Here is a 19,938-nt window from a genome sequence, read left to right as displayed (position 1 = left end):
GATTATTCTGCACGCGGCTGTGGGACAATCGGCGCCATCCTGCCCCGTAGCAGCTGTCGAGCCTCGGCGAGGCTGCGTGACGGTGGTGAATCTGACGATTTACTTTGGCTGGAACACCGCTACGCAGCCTCGCCAGGGCTCGACAGCTGCTACGTCGCTACGTCGCTACGTCGCTACGTTGTTCATTTAAGGGGATGTTCATAATGGCCACCAGCGCACCGTTCTCGCTGTTCAAACTCAGTATCGCCGTGGCTTTTGGCCTGTGGCTGGGGTTTATCGCCATTGTGTTGAGCGTGTGGCTGGCCTCCCGCTATTTGCCCGAACAAACCGTGGCGCCCGTGGCCCGGGTGGTGCAGCAGTTGGGCACACCGGCGGCGGTTGCACCGGAACCGCCGAACCGCATGTTTGAGCAGTATCAAGAGAACCTGCGCAAGCAGGAGCAACAGCAGACCCTGGACCAGGCCCGCAATAACCCGCGCAACCTGTCCAACCCCAAATGCCAGTTCTGGCTGCAACAGGACCAGAACGCCCCCAACGACAAGAGCCGGGCGAATGTCCTGCAATTTTGCGATTGATCACAAAAAGCCGCCCATGAATAAGCACGCCGTTCACCAATTGGTCCTGGATAAGCTTGCGGTCGACCTCGATATCGCCCAGCGCGCCGCGCAAACCGCTTACGAAACCGCAACCCACGAAGAAAACATCGCCGAAAACAAGTACGACACCCTGGGCCTGGAGGCGTCCTACCTGGCTGCCGGCCAGGCCCGGCGCGTCGAGGAAATCAAGCAGGCGCTGGCGCTCTGCCAGAACATGCAGCTGCGCGCCTACGACGAGCAGCGCGGTATCGAGGTGGGCGCATTGCTGGGACTGGTGGATGAAAACGATCGCCAGCAGTGGCTATTCCTGGCGCCGGACGGTGCAGGTTTGAAGGTCGATGTGGTGGGGCAACCGGTGACCGTCATCACTCCGCGCTCGCCCCTGGGCAAAAGCCTGCTGGGCAAGTTCGAAGGGGATGAGGTAGAGATTCTGGTGGGAGGCGCTCGGCAACAGTTTGCTGTTACCGAGGTAAAGTAAACCAATCAGTGAACCGGTAGTTCAACGCCGTCGAACAGTTCTTCCAGTTCCTGCTTGTTGTGGCACTGGATGGCTTTGGCCATCACTTCACGCGTCAGGTGCGGGGCGAACTTCTCGATGAAGTCGCACATGAAGCCGCGCAGGAAGGTGCCACGCCGGAAACCGATCTTGGTCACGCTGGACTCAAACAGCTCGCTGGCATCAAGCACCACCAGGTCGCTGTCGAGCTTGGTGTCGACCGCCATCTTGGCGACGATGCCGACGCCCAGGCCCAGGCGTACGTAGGTTTTGATCACGTCGGCGTCGGCGGCGGTGAACACCACTTTTGGCGTCAGGCCGCGATGACTGAAGGCTTCGTCCAACTTCGAACGGCCGGTGAAACCAAATACGTAAGTCACAATCGGGTATTCAGCCAGGGCTTCCAGTGTCAGCTTCGACAGCTTGGCCAATGGGTGACCCTGCGGGACCACGACGCAGCGGTTCCAGCGGTAGCAGGGCATCATCACCAGGTCGCCGAACAATTCCAGGGCTTCGGTGGCAATCGCGAAATCGACGGTGCCGTCGGCGGCCATCTCGGCGATCTGCATTGGTGAACCCTGGTGCATGTGCAACGCTACGTCCGGGTATTGCTTGATGAAACTGCTGATCACCGGCGGCAACGCATAACGTGCCTGGGTGTGGGTGGTGGCGATCGACAGGGTGCCCTTTTTCTCGTTGGAGAATTCCTGGGCGATCTGCTTGATGCTTTCGACCTTGCGCAGGATCTCGCCGGCGGTGGTGATGATGCGCTCACCGGCCGGGGTGACACGGGTCAGGTGTTTACCGCTGCGCGCGAACACTTCAACGCCCAGCTCGTCTTCGAGCAGGCGGATCTGCTTGCTGATACCGGGTTGCGAGGTGTAAAGGCTTTGAGCGGTAGCGGAAACGTTGAGGTCGTGGTGCGCCACTTCCCAGATGTAGCGCAGTTGTTGAAGCTTCATATGTGTCCCTCAAAGCGGATAGACGCCACGGGTATCAGCGACGGTATATAACTATATTAAAGGTTAGACATAGAAATCTAGAACTTTTTATCGTTTTTACCCATCACAGGTCATCACTGCGACGACGCTGCAACAGCGGCACCAGGTAAACCGGCACCTGAGACAGTTGCAACACCCGTGCAGCGGTTCTCCCCAGGGGCGTCGCCACCCCGACCGCCTGACTGTGACTACCTACGATCAACAAATCCACAGAGAGTTTCTGCGACTGGTCGAGAATCACTTCACAGGGGTCGCCCTGGATCACCCGCACCGAACGGATCAACTTGAGATCCTGCTCCCCGTCCCCCAGCTCCTCGCGAAAACTGTCGAGCACCCGTTGCTCGATGGTTGCCATCACCGTCGTCAGGCCCTGGCTCTGCCATTCGCTCAAGGCCTTCTCATCAAGGTAGCTCTGCAACACCGATTCGGCGAACAGCCCGATGGGCTCGACCACGTGAATCACATACAGATCAGCCTTGAACGTCCGCGCCAGCGCCAGGGCATGTTGCATCACATACGGTGCATACAGGCCCAAGTCAGTGGCGTACAGCATCGAACGAATCATAGAACCTCCTGGACAGCCAGGATGGCGGAGATTGATTCAGCTTAGCAGCGCCTTTGGCACTGCTCAGCCCTCGGTCTGAATTTTCAACTCGTTACTGATGCCATGGGGGACGTGCCCGGTGGCCACGAACTCCCGCGCCTTCTCGCAATGCCCTTCCTGATCATCGAAAAACACATCGGCGGCGAAGGCTTCAAGGAATGCCGACTTTTCCAGGCCACCGAGAAACAACGACTCGTCGAGGCGGATATCCCATTCACGCAGCGTGCGAATCACCCGCTCGTGGGACGGCGCCGAACGCGCGGTCACCAGCGCGGTGCGGATCGGGCAGGACTCGTCGGGGAACTCACGCTGCAACAGGTTGAGCGCCGCGAGGAAGCCCTTGAACGGGCCACCGCGCAACGGCTCGCGTGCCGACTCCCGCTCACTGGCCTGGAAGGCCTCAAGCCCTCCCGACTGGTAGATACGCTCGGACTCGTCGGAAAACAGCACCGCATCGCCGTCAAAGGCGATGCGCAATTCGGCGCTGGACGCCCGACGTGCCCCGCCCGACAAAATGGTGGCCGCGGCAAACCCGGCATCCAGGGCGCTGCGCACGTCCTCGGCATGGGTGGACAGGAACAGATGGCAGCCAAACGCTGCCAGATAAGGATAAGGACTACGCCCACCGACGAACGCGGCGCGGGAAATATCCAAGCCGTAATGCTGGATCGAATTGAATACGCGCAAGCCCGTGTCGGCACTGTTACGCGACACCAGCACCACCTCGACCCGGGCACGCCCGAGGCTGGCGTTGAGGCTCAGGAGTTTCTTGACCAGCGGGAAGGCGTCACCGGGCTCGAGGATTTCCTCCTCGTGGTCGATCTGGTACTTGCGGTACGCCTCGACGCCTTGGGCCAGGTAGACCTTGTGGCTTTCGCTCAGGTCGAACAGCGCTCGCGAGGAAATCGCCAGCACCAGTTTGTCGCCCAATCCCTTTGCCATGGTGTCCCCCTCCAATCAGCGGTTATGCCGGTCCATAAAACTCAAGGCCTGGTAGAGCGCCTGCATTCGTGGCAATTCGCAACCGGCCGCCTTCGCCGCCGCCAAGGGGCGCGCATAAATCGCCGCCAGCTCCAGCGGGCGCTTGTGGGTGTAATCGTGATACATGCTGGGCAGGTAGTCATCCATGCTTTCGGTCATGGTGAACATTTGCCCGGCGTAGCTGGCGGGAATTTCATGCCCGCAGGCGTGGGCGCCCTGCACCACTTCAGCCATCAGCGCCTGGATCAGTTCGCGGCTGGATTCATCCGCCATCATCGCCGTGGTGCCGGTGCCGAACACTACCGAGAGACCGTTGTATGGCACATTCCACACCAGTTTATGCCAGCGGGCCTGATGCACATTGGCCATGGCCTGGGAATCGATACCGGCCTGGTGAAACAGCGCGGCGCCTTCCTCGACAATCACCTGGCGACTGGCGTCATCGCTGGCCGCAGGGCCACTGTGGTAACCCAGGTTGACCCGGCCCAGCGCCTGATGCTCGATAACCCCGGGGCCGGAACGGTGCACGCCGATATAGCACAGGCCACCGAGCAGGTGCAGCGACGGCGGCAGGTGTTCGCGCAGGCTGTCTTCGACGTCGAGGCCGTTTTGCAGCAGCACCACCCTGGCGCCCGGGGCCGCTATCTGAGCGATGGTGGGCGCCAACTCGACATTCCCCGTCGACTTGGTGCCCACCAGCAGCCAGTCGCACGGCGGCATATCAGCGGCGCTGGCATAAGCCTGCACCGGGTGCAGGTGCAAGGTCCCGTGGAGGGTGCTGTTGAGTTGCAGGCCGCGCTTGCTGACCGCCGCGTACTCGCTGCGCAGCAGAAAATGCACATCGAAGCCGGCCCGCGCGAGCATCAGGCCGTAGTAACCACCAATGGCCCCGGTGCCGATGATCCCGATTCGGGTCGACGGCTTTTTTGCAACTTCGGTCATGGCAATTCCTCTGGTGTTCGTTTGAGCGCCTGCTGCACACCCTGAGTCAGGTCGCTGGCGGTCAGACGCGTCAGTGACGCTAATATTCCATGGAATTTCCCGTCGCACACCACAAACAACGCCGGCAGATGAAAGATCTCGTAGCGTTCCACCGCCCCGCCATTGTGGCCCGCATTCACCCAGCAGACCCGGTCCACCGGCAAGTCCCAGCCCGGCAGTTGCTGGTGCAGGAAGCGGCAGCGCGAGCATCCGTCACCTGTAAACACCACCAACGAGGTGCCGGGAAGCCCCAATAATTGCTGGTCGATATCCAGGTCGGTAAGGTGCAATTCTTTCACTATACTGCTGCCACCGCCGTCAATTGGACGGTGCTCGGAGTCCGTGTGCATGGGTCGTTTTTTTCCTCACCCTGATGATGTCGCTGTCGAATTAACCCAACGTCCCATTTCCGGCATTTCCCGCCAACGGCTGCACACTATCGGCCTGGGCGGCGTCGCATGCAATTACCCTCGCGCCTGGCGCCAGGGCTCGGCCATCGAGCTGCACATCCCTTCACTGGGCCTGACCGCCCGCTATCCGGGCTATGTGGCATGGTGCCGCAAGGCTGGAAACGCCTACCGCATCGGCATTGCCTTTACCGATGAGCAGGCCTTGTTCGGTGCGCGGATGGGCGAGCAAGTGTGCCAGATCGAACGCTACTGCCGCCTGCACGAAGGCACCCAGCCGACACCCAGGCAGAGCGAAGCCCTGGCCCGCGAATGGGTCACGCACCACGCCGGCGAGTTCTCCCATGAGGCTTTTGTGCAGCCAGCGCTGGATTAAAGCGGCCTTTGCCCATTGTCTCCCAACCTTGTAACGCGCTAAGGTTCGGCTCCCCGCTGCACTTAAATCATGCTGTGCTCCGCCGCACGGGGATCGCTGGCGGCCGGCACCCGTGACCCTGACGAGTAACACGATGGCTGATTTACCGATCAACGACCTTAACGTCGAATCCAACGAGACCCTGATCACGCCCGATCAGCTCAAGCGCGAAATCCCCCTGAGCGACGCTGCCCTGCAGACCGTCACCAAGGGCCGCGAAGTCATCCGTGAGATTCTCGACGGCACCGACCACCGCCTGTTCGTGGTCATCGGGCCATGCTCGATCCACGACCTCAAGGCTGCCCACGAATACGCCGAGCGCCTGAAGGTGCTGGCGGCGGAAGTGTCCGACACCTTGTACCTGGTGATGCGCGTCTATTTCGAGAAGCCGCGTACTACCGTCGGCTGGAAAGGCTTGATCAACGACCCGTACCTGGACGACTCCTTCAAGATCCAGGATGGCCTGCACATCGGTCGGCAGTTGCTGCTGGACCTCGCGGAAATGGGCCTGCCAACGGCAACCGAAGCCCTGGACCCGATTTCCCCGCAGTACCTGCAAGACCTGATCAGCTGGTCGGCGATTGGTGCGCGTACCACCGAGTCCCAGACCCACCGGGAAATGGCTTCCGGCCTGTCCTCGGCCGTGGGCTTCAAGAACGGTACCGATGGCGGCCTGACTGTGGCGATCAACGCCCTGCAGTCGGTCTCCAGCCCGCACCGTTTCCTGGGCATCAACCAGGAAGGTGGCGTGTCCATCGTCACCACCAAGGGCAACGCCTACGGCCACGTGGTGCTGCGTGGCGGCAACGGCAAGCCCAACTATGACTCGGTCAGCGTGGCCCTGTGCGAACAGGCGCTGAACAAGGCGAAGATCAAGCCGAACATCATGGTCGATTGCAGCCACGCCAACTCCAACAAGGACCCGGCCCTGCAACCGCTGGTGATGGAGAACGTGGCCAACCAGATTCTGGAAGGCAACCAGTCGATCATCGGCCTGATGGTCGAAAGCCACTTGAACTGGGGTTGCCAGGCGATTCCAAAAGACTTGGCCGACCTGCAATACGGTGTGTCGATCACCGATGCCTGCATCGACTGGTCTGCTACCGAGACCACCTTGCGCAGCATGCATGCCAAGCTCAAGGACGTCTTGCCCAAGCGCCAACGCGGCTGAACAAAGACTGCGGACACAAAAACGCCGGGCTAAACCCGGCGTTTTTTTATGCCTGCTGTTCGGTGCTCAGAGCTTCGCCGCGTGGCGCTGGTGGCGCTCCATATAACGCTCCACGTAGGAGCAGGACGGAATCACCGTATACCCTGCCTCCTCAGCGAACTTCAACGCTTCCTCGGTGAGCGCGGCAGCAATGCCACGGCCCCGCAACGCGTTGGGCACGAAGGTGCGATAGATATCCAGGGTTTGCTTCCCAAGGTCCATATAGGTCAGATAGGCACGATGACCGTCCACATTGGTCTCGAACTGATGACCAGCCTGGTCATGGTGGATGGACAACGCCTCGCTCATCACTACTCCTCGCGGGTCTTGGTTTCTGACCCCTACCTTACCGATGTTTTTCCGGCGAAGGAACATCTACGCCACCCGGTGCCGGTTTCGACAACGAGAAAAGCCGCCAGTGCCTCGCACTCGCGCTCACAACCAGCACAGGGAAATAGTAGGCGCCAATCGCACAATTGCTCAAGACACGCTCGTCTTCCGTTGCGCTGGCGGACATAGAAAGGGCCATTAGGTGGATGGCCTGAACATTGCCGGCAGTTGAAGCTTGAGACGAACACGCGCTCTTAAAGTCACCTCAACATGCACAAAAGATACCGAATGAAGAAAAGACAATCTGAACAATAGTGTCACGTACGATATATAAATTGGCTTATGTTTACATGGCTTAACACTTGCCAGCCGGCCCTTTCAGGCTGGATCCAATCCGCGGCAGAGTGCAGAAATCTGGATAATTTTTATACAGACTCTCAAAAGATTAGCCAAAATAGATTGGCCGCGAGAATTTTTTTTGCTTCTTGCGCTACGTCAGTTTACTTACTACAAGTAATGGGTAGTATGTACGCCGGCTATTAGCTCACTCTGAGAAAGTAGCCATTTAATAGAAAGTCCTTGAAGGGGAACACGATGAACAACGTTCTGAAATTCTCTGCTCTGGCTCTGGCCGCAGTTCTGGCTACCGGTTGCAGCAGCGTCTCCAAAGAAACTGAAGCTCGTCTGACTGCAACTGAAGACGCAGCAGCTCGCTCCCAGGCTCGTGCAGACGAAGCCTATCGTAAAGCTGATGAAGCTCTGGCTGCTGCTCAAAAAGCACAACAGACTGCTGACGAAGCTAACGAGCGCGCTCTGCGCATGCTTGAAAAAGCAAGCCGCAAGTAATAATCCTTCGGGGTTGTTATCAAGCCGATCCATTCTTGGATCGGCTTTTTTTTGCCTGTGATTTTGTAAGAACGGGCTTGCTCGCGAAGATCGTTAACGATGACGCGCGCAGCCTGAAGGAACGCGACGCTCGCGAGTTTTTCGCGAGCAAGCTTGCTCCTACTGATCGATCGGCGTACTCGACACCATCGGCGCCACGCCCGGCACACCGATTTCCGTTGGTATACCGTCTTCAGCCGCCACGACGTCACGCACCTGGTCCCAATTGACGCGCAGGTTGCTCGACAGGTCTTCACGCTTGAGCAAGGCGTTGATCACCGCGGTGTGCTTGTCGACTACCGACGGGGTGCCATCGTCGTTCAACGGCGTGTGGGCTTCCAGGTACACCTTGCCACCGGCTGCGCCGAACTTGTAGGCGTCGCTGATGATCCGCACCGACGTGCCAACCGGCACCATGTCGGCCATTTCCAGCACGTTATTGTTAAACATGCGGAAGCAACCGTGGCTGGTGCGGGTGCCGATGCCGAACTTCATGTTGGAACCGTGGATCAGGTAGCCGGGCGTGCCCAAGGTGAACTTGAACGGGCCCAGAGGGTTATCCGGGCCGGCGGGCACCACGTTAGGCAACGGGTCGCCGTTGGCGGCGTGTTCGGCCTTGATCGAGGCTGGCGGGGTCCAGGTCGGATTCGGGATCTTGCCGGTGATGGTGGTGTGGGCCACTGGCGACCCCCAGCCCTCACGGCCAATCCCCAACGGGAACGTGTACACCACGTTCTGGCCCTTGGGGTAGTAATAGAGCCGATATTCCGCCAGGTTGATCACGATGCCTTCACGCGGGCCGGGCGGCAGGATGAAGCGCGTCGGCAGCACGATCTCGGTACCCGCGCCCGGCAACCAGGCATCGACGCCCGGGTTGGCCGCGACCATTTCCGAATAACCCAGGTCGTAGGTGGTGCCAAGGTCTGCGAAGGTATCTTCGTACTTGGCCTTGATCACCTGGACCTGGCCAACGATATCTTCACCCGGTGGCGGCAAAGGCAACTGCAAGGCTGCAGCGGAACCGGCTGCGCACAGAGCAGCGAGAGACAGGCAGCAGGTGACGGCGGAGAGGCGCGACAACATCCGGGAATTCCTTCGCAGATCGACGGGTAGTAAAAAATCGATTGTACACGGCTGCCCGGCGGGCACCGCTATTCAAAGTTCGAAGCGCAGCTCTGGCCAGATCGGCGGTGTGCCGCGTTTTTGCGACTCAAGGATCGCCCGGCAAAGGGGGCACAAGCGCTGGTCCTGGAAGATCGAGCGATCCACCGAAGACCAGCGCGGCTGGGCAGGCAATAACGTACCGCAGAGGGTACGGTCGATAGACCCGCCCAACTCCAATTGACGCGTCACCAGATGCACCCGGACTTCCTGGCAGGCGAACAGATCCAGCTGTTCGTCAGGCTCGATCAGTTGGTAGGCAAACAGGGACCAGGCAAGACGCGACATCGGGGGCTCCAGATCGGGGGGGCGCCACCTTAGCCGAAAGACCGCTGCTAGAAAAGCGTCACAGCAGTGGTTTTAGCGTTGGCCAGACATTTTCCAGCAACTTGCCCTGTGCGCCAACCGCCGGGTGCAATTGGTCCGCCTGCATCAGCTCGGGATGGCCGCCGATGCCTTCAAGGAAAAACGCTACCAGCGGGACGCTTTTTTCCTTGGCCAGGGCTCCGTATACCTCGGCAAACGCGGTGGTGTATTTCGGACCGTAATTAGGCGGCAACTGCATACCCAACAGCAGCACCCTGGCACCACTGGCCTTGGACTGGTCAATCATCGATGCAAGATTTTGTTTCAATTGCGCAGGTGGCTGCCCACGCAACCCATCATTGCCACCCAGCTCAATGATCACCACGTCCGGCTTATGCTCTGCAAGCGCCGCCGGCAGGCGCGCAAGGCCTCCGGCACTGGTGTCGCCGCTGATGGAGGCGTTGACCACTTTATCGTCGAAACCTTCACTCTTGAGCCGTTGTCCCAACAACGCTACCCACCCTTTGCTGGTATCCAGTCCGAAACCGGCACTGATACTATCGCCAACGATCAGGACTGTACCCGCCGCTGCGTTCTGGGCCATGCACATCAAGGCCAGGCCAGCACTCAAAAACCACATTCGCATTGGATTCTCCATGGGCGCAAGCATTCTCACCGCGCGAAACCTTAGCAAAGTGGTTCCCAGCGCGGAAGGTGAACTGACTATCCTGCACGAACTGAGCCTGGAACTGAACAAGGGCGATAGCCTGGCTATCGTCGGCGCCTCCGGTTCCGGCAAATCCACCCTCCTGGGCCTGCTGGCCGGCCTCGACCTGCCCAGCAGCGGCGAAGTCACCCTCGCCGGCCAAGCCCTGAGTACCCTCGACGAAGACCAGCGGGCGCGTATCCGCGCCGAACACGTAGGTTTTGTGTTCCAGTCCTTCCAGTTGCTCGACAGCCTCAATGCACTGGAAAACGTGATGCTGCCGCTGGAGCTGGACGGCCGCAAAGACGCCCGCGAGCGTGCCAGGCACCTGCTGGAGCGCGTCGGCCTGGGCCAGCGCCTCACGCATTCGCCGCGCCAACTTTCAGGTGGCGAGCAGCAACGGGTGGCGATCGCCCGGGCGTTTGCCGCCGAACCGGATGTGCTGTTTGCCGATGAACCCACCGGCAACCTCGACAGCCACACCGGCGAGCGCATCAGCGACCTGCTGTTCGAGCTCAACAAAGAGAACGGCACGACCCTGGTGCTGGTGACCCACGACGAGCGCCTGGCCCACCGTTGCCGCCGCCTGATCCGTCTTGAAGCCGGCCTGATGGTCGCGCCCCTGGAGCCTTGATGGCACGCTTGCCCTTGTTGCGCCTGTTCAGCCTTGCCCTTCGCCAGTTGCTGCGCGATGCCCGCGCCGGCGAACTGCGTGTGCTGTTCTTCGCCCTGCTGGTGGCCGTCGCCGCCAGCACCGCCATCGGTTACTTCGGTGCACGCCTGAACGGCGCCATGATGTTGCGCGCCACGGAGTTTTTGGCAGCCGACTTGGTGCTGGAAGGCAGTTCCCCCGCCCGCACCGAACAAATCCAGAGCGGCACCGAGCTGGGTTTGCAGCACGCCAGGGTCGTGGAGTTCTCCAGCGTGATTGCCACCGACAATGGCATCCAGCTGTCCAGCATCAAGGCGGTCAACGACGAGTACCCATTGCGTGGCGAGCTGAAGAGCGCTGCCGAGCCCTTCGGCGAGGAAACCGCAGGCGGTGGGCCAAAACCCGGTGAAGCCTGGGTGGAAGCGCGCCTGCTGACGGCCCTGGGCCTGAAGATCGGCGACAGCATCGACGTTGGCATGAAGACCCTGCGCCTGGCACGGGTACTGACCTACGAGCCCGACCGCGCTGGCAACTTCTATAGCCTGACGCCCAGGGTAATGATCAACCTGGCCGACCTCGATGCCACCGGCGTGGTGCAGCCCGGCAGCCGCGTGAGTTACCGCGACCTGTGGCGCGCGCCGCAAGGCGGTACCGTGCTGCAAACCTACCGCGACCTGGTCAAGCCAGGCCTGGCTGCCAACCAGCGGCTGCAGGATGCCCGCGACGGCAACCAACAGATTGGGGGGGCACTGGGCAAGGCCGAGCGTTACTTGAACATGGCCAGCCTGGTGGCGGTGCTGCTCTCCGGCGTGGCGGTGGCGCTCTCGGCGAACCGTTTCGCCAGCCGACGCTTTGATGCCAGCGCCTTGCTGCGCTGCCTCGGGTTGTCACGGCGCGAGACCATGTTGCTGTTCAGCCTGCAATTGACCGTGCTCGGACTGCTGGCCAGCCTCACCGGCGCCCTGCTCGGCTGGCTGGCACAACTGGGGTTGTTTGCGCTGTTGCATGACCTGCTGCCAGCCGACGTTCCGCCCGGCGGGCTATTGCCAGCCGTTGCCGGGATCGGCACCGGGCTCGTCGCCCTCGCCGGCTTTGCGTTGCCGCCGCTGGCCGCGCTGGGGCGCGTGCCACCGCTGCGGGTATTGCGACGCGACTTGCTTCCAATCCCCTCCAGCACCTGGATGGTCTACGGTGCCGCGCTGTTCGCGCTGGGCCTGATCATGTGGCGCCTGAGTCTCGACCTGGTGCTGACCTTCGCCCTGCTGGGCGGGGGCGTGATTGCCGCGCTGATCCTCGGCGGCCTGCTCCTGCTGCTGTTGCAAAGCCTGCGGCGCCTGCTGGCGCGTGCCTCGCTGCCCTGGCGCCTGGGGCTGGGCCAGTTGTTGCGTCATCCACTGGCGGCGGCGGGCCAATCCCTGGCGTTCGGGCTGATCCTGTTGTCCATGGGCTTGATCGCGCTGCTGCGTGGCGAATTGCTCGACACCTGGCAAAACCAGCTACCCAAGGACGCCCCCAATTATTTCGCCTTGAACATCCTGCCCGCCGACAAAGACACCTTCGGCGCGCGCCTGCTGGAATTGCAGGCGCAGTCTGCGCCCTTGTATCCAGTGGTGCCGGGACGCTTGATCAGCATCAATGGCGCCCCGGTGCAGGAAATTGTCAGCAAGGACTCCAGTGGTGATCGCGCCGTACAGCGGGACTTGAGCCTGACCTGGGCCGCTGACCTGCCACCGGGTAACAAGCTGACAGCCGGCTCCTGGTGGACAGCGCAACCGACCGACGAGATTCCAGGCGTTTCGGTAGAGGCCAAGGTCGCTGACAGCTTGAAACTCAAGCTCAACGATCACCTGGTATTCACCGTCGGTGGCGAAAACCGCGAAGCACGGGTCACCAGCCTGCGGGAAATCAATTGGGACAACTTCCAGCCCAACTTCTTCATGATCTTCCAGCCGGGGACCTTGAAGGACCTGCCGGCCACTTACCTGACCAGCTTCTACCTGGCGCCCGGCCATGACCAGCAGATCGTCGACCTGTCCCGGGCCTTTCCGGCAGTGACTATCCTGCAAGTGGAGGCGCTGCTGGAACAACTGCGCAGCATCCTCGCCCAGGTCACCCTGGCGGTGGAGTACGTGCTGTTGTTTGTGCTGGCGGCGGGGATGGCGGTGTTGTTCTCCGGGCTTCAGGCCACCCTCGACGAGCGGATTCGCCAAGGCGCCCTGCTCCGGGCGCTGGGTGCGGAGCGCAAGTTGCTGGTCAAGGCGCGGCGTATCGAGTTCGGGTTACTGGGGGCCGTGAGCGGCCTGCTGGCAGCATTGGGCACCGAATTGGTGACGCTGGTGCTGTACCGCTACGCGTTCGACCTGACCTGGCACCCACATCCGTGGCTGTTGCTGCTGCCAGTGATTGGCGCGATCTTGATCGGCGGTGCGGGCGTGTTCGGCACTCGCCGCGCGCTGAATGCCAGCCCGTTGACGGTGCTGCGCGAGGGATGAAAACGCAAATGGCCCACTCTCTGCAATGAGGGCGGGCCAGCTGTTGTTACTTCACGTACTCGATCGCGGTGATCCACCAGCACACTTCGCCGCCCGGGGTTTGCACCAGCGCTTCGTCATCCACCTCTTTGCGTAACAAGGCACGAGCCATGGGCGAGTCGATGGAGATGTAGTCCATGCGCTCATAGATCTCATCGTAACCGACGATGCGAAACCGCTTGGTCTCGCCCTGTTCGTTTTCAATCCCTACCCAGGCGCCGAAAAACACCTTCCCTTCCTGCTCCGGCATGTACTCGACCACGCGCATGTCTTCCAGGCGCTTGCGCAGGTAACGCACCCGGCGATCGATTTCCCGCAGCAGTTTTTTGTTGTACTGGTAGTCGGCGTTTTCGCTCCTGTCTCCAAGGGACGCAGCCCACGTCACCTTACGGGTGGTATCAGGGCGCTTTTCTCGCCACAGGTAATCAAGCTCTTTTTTCAGGGCTTCATGACCTTCTTTGGTAATCAGCTTGGTGCTCAAAAGCGCTACATCCCCTGGAAGTTTCCATTTTTCAGACTCGCCGCCGCATCAGGCACAGCGTATCGAACGCCCGACTTCGGCTGATGGGGCTCGATAATAAATGAACGCAGCAAAGTAGCCAGACCCGCGGGTGCATTCAAGCAACCTGCACCGCCTCAGTCCACATCCGCCTGGCGAGGGCGACTTTCAGGCTGGCTGCGCGCGGACTCAGGTAACCATGCAAGCGATTCATCCAGGGTTTGAAGTGCCAGCCTCAGGTTATCCCGCAGGCCGGGCAGTTGAAACAGTGCCGTCGTCAGCTGTTGTTCCTTCTCGCGAACAGCCAGGTCACGGTTGTGCAGCAAGGCTTCCTGCCCCTCCAGATTGCGCACACGCTCATCCATTCGACGCTGCTCTGCCTGGTTTAACGCAGAGCTCCCGGCCAGATGCTCTTCACGGCCTGCCAGTGTGTGCGCCAACGCCTCAAGGGATGCCTCTTTTTCGGTGATCCGTTGGCGCTCGTTTACAAGCTCGGTTTGTTCCTGGCGCAGTTCCTGCCGTAACTGCTCGAGCGCATCTTCGTGCTTGAGCACGGCGAGCTTTTGCTGCGTCAATTCCTGAGCCACGCGCGCAAGATTGGTCAGCGTGTCGTCGACTTCGAACAATGAAGGCGGCTCTTGGGACGCAGGTGGCGACGGCGGCAGTTGCGGCGCAGTGGCGAGCACTGGCGTCCGCACAGGCACTTGAGGCGGTGGCTCGGCGAATGTCTCAGTTACCTGGAGCACCTCCAGGGGTTCCTGGGCAATGGGCTCGGGCAATGGCGGCGAAGGGTCTGGACGCTCCTGGGACCTGGGAGGAGAAACCATTCGCGAGGAAAAACGAATCGATGGCACGATCAGCGAACTGCTTTCGATAGCGGGCAACCCGGGTGCCGAAGTGCCCAGGGTAATCACTTTCATCACCAATGACTTCTTGATCGTCAGTGAATGATGATCCTCAGGCCGGGCGGGGGGAAGCTTGCAGCCTTTCAGGTCGACAAAATGATAGGGAATTTGAGCCTCGCCTGCGCTGCCGGCCCTGGCCCCCGGTGCAGCGGCGAGTGTAAGAATTTGCTTGAAGACGTGGGTCGCTGTTTGCAGGTCGTCCTTGGAGTCTATTGCGCCCAGGAAGTACCTCTCGGACTTTTTACGCAATGCGGCGATATATACCCGTGAGCTACCAGGTTCTGTCTCTTCATCGAGGCTGTAGGCCAGGAAGTTGGATGCGATCTGCGCCACCGCGAAACTACACAGCAGTGCACCGTTGACGGGCGCATCCTGCGCCGACTGTTCAAGAACAATTGTACGTAGAAGCAACATGATATTCAGGCTCCATTTAAATTGGCCGTTTTACAAACACACACCGAACACAAAGACGACCTCGATTAAAGCACCAATAACACAATAATTGTTTCAGCGAGCCGAAGTCTTACATGTAGGATTTATCTTATTCATCTACCTTTACGTTTCCAAGCTACGCCATTGAACGTACCATTTTTAATAGTGTGATTCCGGGCGCGATAAATAAGCGCTTTATATTTTAATGTTTCGAACATTCACCCCCTGCTGCTCATGCAGGCTATTCGAGCCCTCGACCTTATCGAGCCTTGCCAAACCTATTCAGTAGAAACGCCCAATGATCGAGATAACAAGTCTGACAAAAAAAATAGGTAAAAATAACCTTGTCCGCGACATCTCATTCAGCGCTCACCATCGAGAGTGCCTGGGACTGGTTGGAAATCATGGTGCGGGGAAAACCACGATCATCAAGATGATCTCGGGCGCAACTGCCCCCACTTCGGGGCGTATACAAATATTCAGTAACGATATTGCGCTGACTGCGTTACAGGCCAAAACAGTCGTCGGCTATCAGCCGGAACTGCCAATGAGCCATGGCAAAATGAGCGTGAAGGGATTTCTCGGCTTTATCGCTGAAATACGCGGATTTCGCGGCGCGCAAAAACACAAGATGATTGACCGGGCGGTTGCGCGCCTGGAACTTTGGCAGATACTCAAATGCCCCGTTGAAGGCCTTCCTACGGGTTTGAAACGCCGGGTTGCCATCGCCCAGGCGATCCTGCATGACCCCGACCTGCTGTTACTCGATGAGCCAACGGAAGGCTTGGGCGCCGATCAAAAACAAAAAATAAGACTGCTCATCAAGTCGCTGAACGATGAAATGACGATCATTGTCGCCTCCCGTACCCCTGAAGAACTCACAGGCATTTGCGACCGCGCAGTAGTGATAGCCGACGGGCGCCTCGTGGCAGACACCTCATTACGCGACATGCAGCTTAACTCTCGTCACTACCAGGCGGTAACCCTTGCCGCCGATGTACCGCTGGATTTATTGGCCCTGGCGGTACTGCCCGGAGTCGCCGGCATCGAGGAAGACCGGGAAACCCCCGGAACAGTGACGGTGCTCGCCATGCCCGGCCAAACTATTTATTCACATATCGCGGCACTGATCGCGAACCGGCGGTGGAAAATCAATGCCCTGAAGCTGGAGCCCGGCCGCCTGGATGAAGTGGTCCATCACATGAGCCGGGAGGCATCGAATTGAAACTTCTACGGGTGATTCTCAAGCGCCAACTCGTCAGCTACCTTTCAGCACCCGTCACGTATCTAAGCACCGCAGTGTTCCTGATAGCCTCTACCGCACTGGGTTTGCATACAAGCCAACTAGTGGAACAGAGCAGCGCAGACTTACATGGCTTCTTCCAGTTGCATCCCTGGACTTACCTGTTGTTGACGCCAGTGCTTTGCGCCCAACTGTGGACCGATGAATATAAAACCGGCGCCATCGGCTTTTTAAGAACACTGCCTATCAGCAACTTTGAAATAGTCATGGGCAAATACCTGGCCGCCTGGATCATTGCGGGCATTGCCCTGCTCATGACCTTTCCCCTGGTCATCACTGTCAACTATCTGGGCAATCCAGACAATAGTGTTATTGCCTCCCAGTACCTGGCCAGCTGGTTACTGGCCGGAAGTTACCTGTCTGCGGGGTGTTTTATTTCCACACTGACCCACCACCGTACGGCTATCTTCACCGCGACCCTCGGACTGTTGGTTATCGTAAGCGGACTGTCTTCGATTATTGATGCCCTGGAATATCAGGCGCCGGTCTGGCTCATTGACCGCATTCTTTCCCTTAGCCCATCCGTACGCTTTGACGCCATCGATCATGGCGTTCTGGCACTTCATGACAGTTTGTATTTTGCCAGCGTGATTATTGCCTTCCTCGCCACAACTACTATCACTCTAAATATCAGAAACAGCTGAGGAGGAGATTCCAAAATGAAAACACCACTCAGCGCCGGCATGACGATTATCACCTTACTCTTACTCTTTTTTGCGTTTAACTGGGTATGGGTGTTCAAACTTCCTGATACACGGATCGACTTCTCGGAACAGAAAATCCATACCCTGTCCGATTCCGTACAGCATCAACTCGCGTCACTTGAGGGGCCGATTGACCTGTACTTTTTCCACTCAAGCACACACCCCAACCAAAGCAATAGCGTGAAGACCTACGGGAAACGTGTCGAATTATTGCTCAGAGAGTATGAGAAAGCGTCAAAGGGCAAGATCAACCTGCACTTGATTGATCCCACGCCTTTTTCCGAAGATGAGTACAAAGCGCGGCTAATGGGGCTCGACGATCAACATGGGTTCTTCGGCCTCGTTGGTACCCGCGCAGGCCATGCCCCCCATAGCATTGCGTCATTCAGCCCGGACCGGGCGTCGTTGCTGGAGTATGAAATCAGCCATTTGGTCCACAAGGTGATCCATCCGGAGCAGCCCGTTGTCGGCCTGATATCTCGGCTGCCCATGGACGGCAAAAAGGATGAACACAACGGCGATGCGCCTCCCTTGCAATTACTGCAGGAGATTCGCCGGCAATTCAACCTCGTTAGCCTCGAGCCGGGTATCGCCCAGATTCCCGACCATGTCAGAACCTTGATGGTGGTTAATCCCGGGACACTGCCCGATCAAACCCTGTACGCCATTGATCAATTTGTGTTGGGCGCGGGCAAACTGATGATGTTTATCGACCCACTGCGCGGGCTGGATGCTGGAGGCATCGCCACGGAAAACCCCAGGCTGGACGCATTACTGGCAGCCTGGGGCGTACAGATGCCCGCCAATAAAATACTCGCCGATCGCGACTATGCCACCTCAGTGGTCATGACCACAGGCCAACCACCCGTGCGCCATCCCGCTGCGCTGACCCTGCCCCGCCAGGCAATGGCACGGCATGACCTCAGCACCTGGAAGCTCAAGAGCGTCAATACCTTGAGCACCGGCGTGCTGGCTCCCCTCAAGAGAAGCCGCATGACCTTCACGCCATTGCTGCAAAGCTCCGGGCAAGCGGCGCTGTTTGATGCGGACCGTTTCGCGTTGCCCGCCCAGTTTGACTCACTGATCAACGAGATAACCGCTCGCGGGCAGCCCTATGTGATTGCCGCCCGCGTCGAAGGGCCGGCGCACTCCGCCTTTGCTGATGGCGTCAACGCAGGTAAGGCCGGCCTGCAGAAGGCTGCGCAGATCCATATTGTCATCGTCGCCGACACCGACCTGCTCAGTGATCGAGTGGCGGGGAGCGCCCACCTCAACCCCGCGCAAAGCGGCCCTTCTTCAGATAACGCACTGTTCGTGTTGAATACACTGGATAACCTGGCAGCACCCGACGCATTGATGAACATTCGCCCCCGTGAAGGGGGCAATCGGGCTCTTCACGTGTTGCAGGCATTGCGCAACGACGCGGCACAGGCCTACCAGGAAAAATCCACCGAAATGGCACAGCGCCTGGCGCGAACGGAAAAGGAATGGCAGTTGCTCAACCCCCGGATGATCTCCCAGGGCACGCAAGCGGTAACCTCCAACACGCTACTGCAGGCGCTTAACAAGGAGCGTTTGCGCGTGCCCGTGGAAATGCACGCATTGAAAGTCCAGTCGTACGCGCAGGTGCATGCGTTGGAACGCAACATGAAGCTGCTCAATACCTTTGCGTTGCCGCTGATACTGTGCATGGTTGCGTGGTGTATTTTCCTGTTTCGCCGCCGCCGACAGCACCTGCCTTGCGCGGCCTTCCACTAGTTTTCAGCGTCGGGCAATCAACCCTTGCCGGGCAATGCGGGTCAACTGGTGAATCACTTCCTGAGCATCACTTGCACTGGGCGCTTGAATCACGGCCAGGTCAAAGCTGTTCGACGCAAAGCGGGCAAGAGAGTCGCCATCCTCTACAAACTGGATCAGGAAGGCCGAAGGCCGCCCCGTGCGGCGCGGCCAGCCGTCCAGATAACGCAGCAGCGTCGGCTGGTGCTTGCCGCCCAGTAGGATTTTTGGATTGCGTTGAGTGAGGTCCGCGGTGATCGGGGCCAGGCGTATAAGGGGGCGTAGTGCATTCATCGTGTCGTGTCTCTGCCTCAAAAGTCTGCGGGCAGGTGAGAGGCAACACCGAACCAGCGCTTTAGCGGAATTTCGAAGCAGGCCTTTGGCCCAGGCTTCTGTCGGGACTGTGAACAGTCACCGGTGGCGCCCCGCAATTAGCTGTTTAAATCGGCGCATGGGCAACATCCTAGAGAAGCCTGTAGGGCGGTGTCAAGAATCCCGAGCAACGAAAAGGCCCGCACAGTGCGGGCCTTAAAGGGGTTTGCGCGGTATCAGTGAGTGATGGCGCGGTCGGCAGACAATTTGCCGGCGCCTTCCAGCAACACCGCCACCGTACCGCCCAGCAACGCCAGGGCGAACTCGTAACCATTGTTGGCCATGAACAGACCGTTATGGATATGCACCGAGAAAATCGCCACCAGAGAGATGATCGACAGGCCCAAGGCCGCAGGCCGCGCCAACAAACCGATGATCAATGCAAGCCCGGCGAAGAACTCGGTACCGCCAGACAACAGCGCCATCAAGGTGCCCGGCGCCAGGCCGATACTTTCCATCCACTGAGCAGTGCCCGCCAGGCCACCACCGCCAAACCAGCCAAAGAGTTTTTGCGAACCGTGAGCGGCGAAGATGATCCCGACAAAAACCCTCAGGACAGTCAGGCCATAGCCTGCACGGGTGGAGAGGATGCGGTTGATCAATGGGCTCATGCTGATAATCCTTTTCATCGTGGGGGTTGGTTGGCCGCTATATTAATCAGTTTAAGGAATGATAAAAGCCGATA

Annotated in this window: 23 protein-coding genes; 10 read left to right on the top strand and 13 right to left on the bottom strand. The window is 59.3% G+C overall.

The features are described from left to right. Positions 1-203 precede the first annotated feature (203 nt). Together RGV33_RS09720 and RGV33_RS09715 are read left to right on the top strand one after the other, a co-directional pair. Positions 204-575: a hypothetical protein gene (locus RGV33_RS09720; protein ID WP_322144083.1), complete on the top strand. Its 372-nt coding sequence runs from the start codon at positions 204-206 to the stop codon at positions 573-575. 16 nt (positions 576-591) lie between these two features. Further along, the gene (locus tag RGV33_RS09715; RefSeq protein ID WP_322144082.1) at positions 592-1,074 is read left to right on the top strand and encodes a GreA/GreB family elongation factor; all 483 of its coding nucleotides are present in this window, start codon (positions 592-594) and stop codon (positions 1,072-1,074) included. 5 nt (positions 1,075-1,079) lie between these two features. Here RGV33_RS09715 and cysB read toward each other — a convergent pair whose 3' ends face one another. The 5 genes from cysB to RGV33_RS09690 form a co-directional block, all read right to left on the bottom strand. Beyond that, positions 1,080-2,054, bottom strand: a complete 975-nt coding sequence (cysB, locus tag RGV33_RS09710) for an HTH-type transcriptional regulator CysB (RefSeq protein WP_218263418.1) — start codon at positions 2,052-2,054, stop codon at positions 1,080-1,082. 103 nt (positions 2,055-2,157) lie between these two features. Next, the gene (locus tag RGV33_RS09705; RefSeq protein WP_322144081.1) at positions 2,158-2,658 is read right to left on the bottom strand and encodes a universal stress protein; all 501 of its coding nucleotides are present in this window, start codon (positions 2,656-2,658) and stop codon (positions 2,158-2,160) included. A 63-nt stretch (positions 2,659-2,721) separates the two neighbouring features. Next, positions 2,722-3,639: a 5'-nucleotidase gene (locus tag RGV33_RS09700; protein WP_322144080.1), complete on the bottom strand. Its 918-nt coding sequence runs from the start codon at positions 3,637-3,639 to the stop codon at positions 2,722-2,724. 15 nt (positions 3,640-3,654) lie between these two features. After that, positions 3,655-4,620, bottom strand: a complete 966-nt coding sequence (locus RGV33_RS09695; RefSeq protein WP_322144079.1) for a putative 2-dehydropantoate 2-reductase — start codon at positions 4,618-4,620, stop codon at positions 3,655-3,657. Then, complete coding sequence (locus tag RGV33_RS09690) at positions 4,617-5,009, bottom strand: thioredoxin (RefSeq protein WP_322144078.1); 393 nt, start codon at positions 5,007-5,009, stop codon at positions 4,617-4,619. The genes RGV33_RS09695 and RGV33_RS09690 overlap by 4 nt, the downstream gene beginning before the upstream one ends. On the opposite strand from RGV33_RS09690, the gene RGV33_RS09685 reads away from it, so the two are divergent. Both RGV33_RS09685 and RGV33_RS09680 read left to right on the top strand, forming a co-directional pair. Further along, the gene (locus RGV33_RS09685; RefSeq protein ID WP_322144077.1) at positions 5,008-5,442 is read left to right on the top strand and encodes a PilZ domain-containing protein; all 435 of its coding nucleotides are present in this window, start codon (positions 5,008-5,010) and stop codon (positions 5,440-5,442) included. The genes RGV33_RS09690 and RGV33_RS09685 overlap by 2 nt on opposite strands. Positions 5,443-5,575: 133 nt before the next feature. Continuing rightward, the gene (locus tag RGV33_RS09680) at positions 5,576-6,652 is read left to right on the top strand and encodes a 3-deoxy-7-phosphoheptulonate synthase (RefSeq protein WP_003218719.1); all 1,077 of its coding nucleotides are present in this window, start codon (positions 5,576-5,578) and stop codon (positions 6,650-6,652) included. A gap of 66 nt (positions 6,653-6,718) precedes the next feature. Here the strand turns inward: RGV33_RS09680 and RGV33_RS09675 are convergent, their stop codons facing one another. Beyond that, entirely contained in the window at positions 6,719-7,000 is a 282-nt protein-coding gene (locus RGV33_RS09675; protein WP_003189869.1) for a GNAT family N-acetyltransferase, read from the bottom strand. A 615-nt stretch (positions 7,001-7,615) separates the two neighbouring features. Here RGV33_RS09675 and oprI point away from each other — a divergent pair. Next, complete coding sequence (gene oprI, locus RGV33_RS09670; RefSeq protein ID WP_003172710.1) at positions 7,616-7,867, top strand: outer membrane lipoprotei OprI; 252 nt, start codon at positions 7,616-7,618, stop codon at positions 7,865-7,867. Positions 7,868-8,026: 159 nt separating this feature from the next. Here the strand turns inward: oprI and RGV33_RS09665 are convergent, their stop codons facing one another. From RGV33_RS09665 to RGV33_RS09655, 3 genes are all read right to left on the bottom strand, one after another. Next, positions 8,027-8,989, bottom strand: coding sequence for a L,D-transpeptidase family protein (locus tag RGV33_RS09665; protein WP_322144076.1), 963 nt, complete (start codon positions 8,987-8,989; stop codon positions 8,027-8,029). A 72-nt stretch (positions 8,990-9,061) separates the two neighbouring features. Then, a complete protein-coding gene (locus RGV33_RS09660) occupies positions 9,062-9,355 on the bottom strand; it encodes a hypothetical protein (protein WP_322144075.1) in 294 nt (97 codons plus the stop codon). Between the two features lie 58 nt (positions 9,356-9,413). After that, complete coding sequence (locus RGV33_RS09655; RefSeq protein WP_322144074.1) at positions 9,414-10,019, bottom strand: arylesterase; 606 nt, start codon at positions 10,017-10,019, stop codon at positions 9,414-9,416. Positions 10,020-10,029: 10 nt separating this feature from the next. Here RGV33_RS09655 and RGV33_RS09650 point away from each other — a divergent pair, with 10 nt between their 5' ends. Next, positions 10,030-10,713 (top strand): ABC transporter ATP-binding protein, encoded by a 684-nt coding sequence (locus tag RGV33_RS09650; RefSeq protein ID WP_322144073.1) that lies wholly within the window; start codon positions 10,030-10,032, stop codon positions 10,711-10,713. After that, on the top strand, positions 10,713-13,223 hold the full coding sequence (locus RGV33_RS09645) for an ABC transporter permease (RefSeq protein ID WP_322144072.1): 2,511 nt from the start codon (positions 10,713-10,715) through the stop codon (positions 13,221-13,223). Before RGV33_RS09650 ends, RGV33_RS09645 begins: the two co-directional genes overlap by 1 nt. 46 nt (positions 13,224-13,269) lie before the next feature. On the opposite strand, the gene greB is transcribed toward RGV33_RS09645, so the two are convergent. Beyond that, a complete protein-coding gene (gene greB / locus RGV33_RS09640; protein ID WP_322144071.1) occupies positions 13,270-13,743 on the bottom strand; it encodes a transcription elongation factor GreB in 474 nt (157 codons plus the stop codon). 155 nt (positions 13,744-13,898) lie between these two features. Further along, positions 13,899-15,080 carry a hypothetical protein gene (locus tag RGV33_RS09635; protein WP_322144070.1) on the bottom strand — a complete coding sequence of 394 codons (1,182 nt, stop codon included), beginning with the start codon at positions 15,078-15,080 and terminating at the stop codon, positions 13,899-13,901. A gap of 316 nt (positions 15,081-15,396) precedes the next feature. Here RGV33_RS09635 and RGV33_RS09630 point away from each other — a divergent pair, with 316 nt between their 5' ends. The 3 genes from RGV33_RS09630 to RGV33_RS09620 are packed head-to-tail and all read left to right on the top strand — an operon-like array spanning position 15,397 to position 18,863. Continuing rightward, on the top strand, positions 15,397-16,323 hold the full coding sequence (locus RGV33_RS09630; protein WP_322144069.1) for an ABC transporter ATP-binding protein: 927 nt from the start codon (positions 15,397-15,399) through the stop codon (positions 16,321-16,323). Beyond that, positions 16,320-17,045, top strand: coding sequence for an ABC transporter permease (locus RGV33_RS09625; protein WP_322144068.1), 726 nt, complete (start codon positions 16,320-16,322; stop codon positions 17,043-17,045). The genes RGV33_RS09630 and RGV33_RS09625 overlap by 4 nt, the downstream gene beginning before the upstream one ends. Before the next feature lie 15 nt (positions 17,046-17,060). Continuing rightward, the gene (locus tag RGV33_RS09620) at positions 17,061-18,863 is read left to right on the top strand and encodes a Gldg family protein (RefSeq protein ID WP_322144067.1); all 1,803 of its coding nucleotides are present in this window, start codon (positions 17,061-17,063) and stop codon (positions 18,861-18,863) included. Positions 18,864-18,866: 3 nt separating this feature from the next. On the opposite strand, the gene RGV33_RS09615 is transcribed toward RGV33_RS09620, so the two are convergent. Next, positions 18,867-19,175, bottom strand: a complete 309-nt coding sequence (locus RGV33_RS09615; protein ID WP_322144066.1) for a class I SAM-dependent methyltransferase — start codon at positions 19,173-19,175, stop codon at positions 18,867-18,869. Positions 19,176-19,429: 254 nt separating this feature from the next. Then, positions 19,430-19,864, bottom strand: coding sequence for a DoxX family protein (locus RGV33_RS09610; protein ID WP_322144065.1), 435 nt, complete (start codon positions 19,862-19,864; stop codon positions 19,430-19,432). Positions 19,865-19,938: the final 74 nt, after the last annotated feature.

Origin of the sequence: Pseudomonas sp. Bout1 (assembly GCF_034314165.1) — a bacterium.
In the GTDB taxonomy this organism is placed as follows: Bacteria; Pseudomonadota; Gammaproteobacteria; order Pseudomonadales; family Pseudomonadaceae; genus Aquipseudomonas.
This window is presented reverse-complemented; position numbering and strand designations above follow the sequence as displayed.

Excerpts from the sequence above, each read along its gene's own strand:
- RGV33_RS09635 (WP_322144070.1), bottom strand. The coding sequence starts at position 15,080 with ATGTTGCTTCTACGTACAATTGTTCTTGAACAGTCGGCGCAGGATGCG.
- cysB (WP_218263418.1), bottom strand. The coding sequence starts at position 2,054 with ATGAAGCTTCAACAACTGCGCTACATCTGGGAAGTGGCGCACCACGAC.
- RGV33_RS09645 (WP_322144072.1), top strand. The coding sequence starts at position 10,713 with ATGGCACGCTTGCCCTTGTTGCGCCTGTTCAGCCTTGCCCTTCGCCAG.
- RGV33_RS09615 (WP_322144066.1), bottom strand. The coding sequence starts at position 19,175 with ATGAATGCACTACGCCCCCTTATACGCCTGGCCCCGATCACCGCGGAC.
- RGV33_RS09680 (WP_003218719.1), top strand. The coding sequence starts at position 5,576 with ATGGCTGATTTACCGATCAACGACCTTAACGTCGAATCCAACGAGACC.
- RGV33_RS09620 (WP_322144067.1), top strand. The coding sequence starts at position 17,061 with ATGAAAACACCACTCAGCGCCGGCATGACGATTATCACCTTACTCTTA.
- RGV33_RS09700 (WP_322144080.1), bottom strand. The coding sequence starts at position 3,639 with ATGGCAAAGGGATTGGGCGACAAACTGGTGCTGGCGATTTCCTCGCGA.
- RGV33_RS09650 (WP_322144073.1), top strand. The coding sequence starts at position 10,030 with ATGGGCGCAAGCATTCTCACCGCGCGAAACCTTAGCAAAGTGGTTCCC.
- RGV33_RS09655 (WP_322144074.1), bottom strand. The coding sequence starts at position 10,019 with ATGCGAATGTGGTTTTTGAGTGCTGGCCTGGCCTTGATGTGCATGGCC.
- RGV33_RS09705 (WP_322144081.1), bottom strand. The coding sequence starts at position 2,658 with ATGATTCGTTCGATGCTGTACGCCACTGACTTGGGCCTGTATGCACCG.
- RGV33_RS09610 (WP_322144065.1), bottom strand. The coding sequence starts at position 19,864 with ATGAGCCCATTGATCAACCGCATCCTCTCCACCCGTGCAGGCTATGGC.
- RGV33_RS09695 (WP_322144079.1), bottom strand. The coding sequence starts at position 4,620 with ATGACCGAAGTTGCAAAAAAGCCGTCGACCCGAATCGGGATCATCGGC.
- RGV33_RS09630 (WP_322144069.1), top strand. The coding sequence starts at position 15,397 with ATGATCGAGATAACAAGTCTGACAAAAAAAATAGGTAAAAATAACCTT.
- oprI (WP_003172710.1), top strand. The coding sequence starts at position 7,616 with ATGAACAACGTTCTGAAATTCTCTGCTCTGGCTCTGGCCGCAGTTCTG.
- RGV33_RS09720 (WP_322144083.1), top strand. The coding sequence starts at position 204 with ATGGCCACCAGCGCACCGTTCTCGCTGTTCAAACTCAGTATCGCCGTG.
- RGV33_RS09665 (WP_322144076.1), bottom strand. The coding sequence starts at position 8,989 with ATGTTGTCGCGCCTCTCCGCCGTCACCTGCTGCCTGTCTCTCGCTGCT.
- RGV33_RS09685 (WP_322144077.1), top strand. The coding sequence starts at position 5,008 with ATGGGTCGTTTTTTTCCTCACCCTGATGATGTCGCTGTCGAATTAACC.
- RGV33_RS09675 (WP_003189869.1), bottom strand. The coding sequence starts at position 7,000 with ATGAGCGAGGCGTTGTCCATCCACCATGACCAGGCTGGTCATCAGTTC.
- RGV33_RS09715 (WP_322144082.1), top strand. The coding sequence starts at position 592 with ATGAATAAGCACGCCGTTCACCAATTGGTCCTGGATAAGCTTGCGGTC.
- RGV33_RS09660 (WP_322144075.1), bottom strand. The coding sequence starts at position 9,355 with ATGTCGCGTCTTGCCTGGTCCCTGTTTGCCTACCAACTGATCGAGCCT.
- RGV33_RS09690 (WP_322144078.1), bottom strand. The coding sequence starts at position 5,009 with ATGCACACGGACTCCGAGCACCGTCCAATTGACGGCGGTGGCAGCAGT.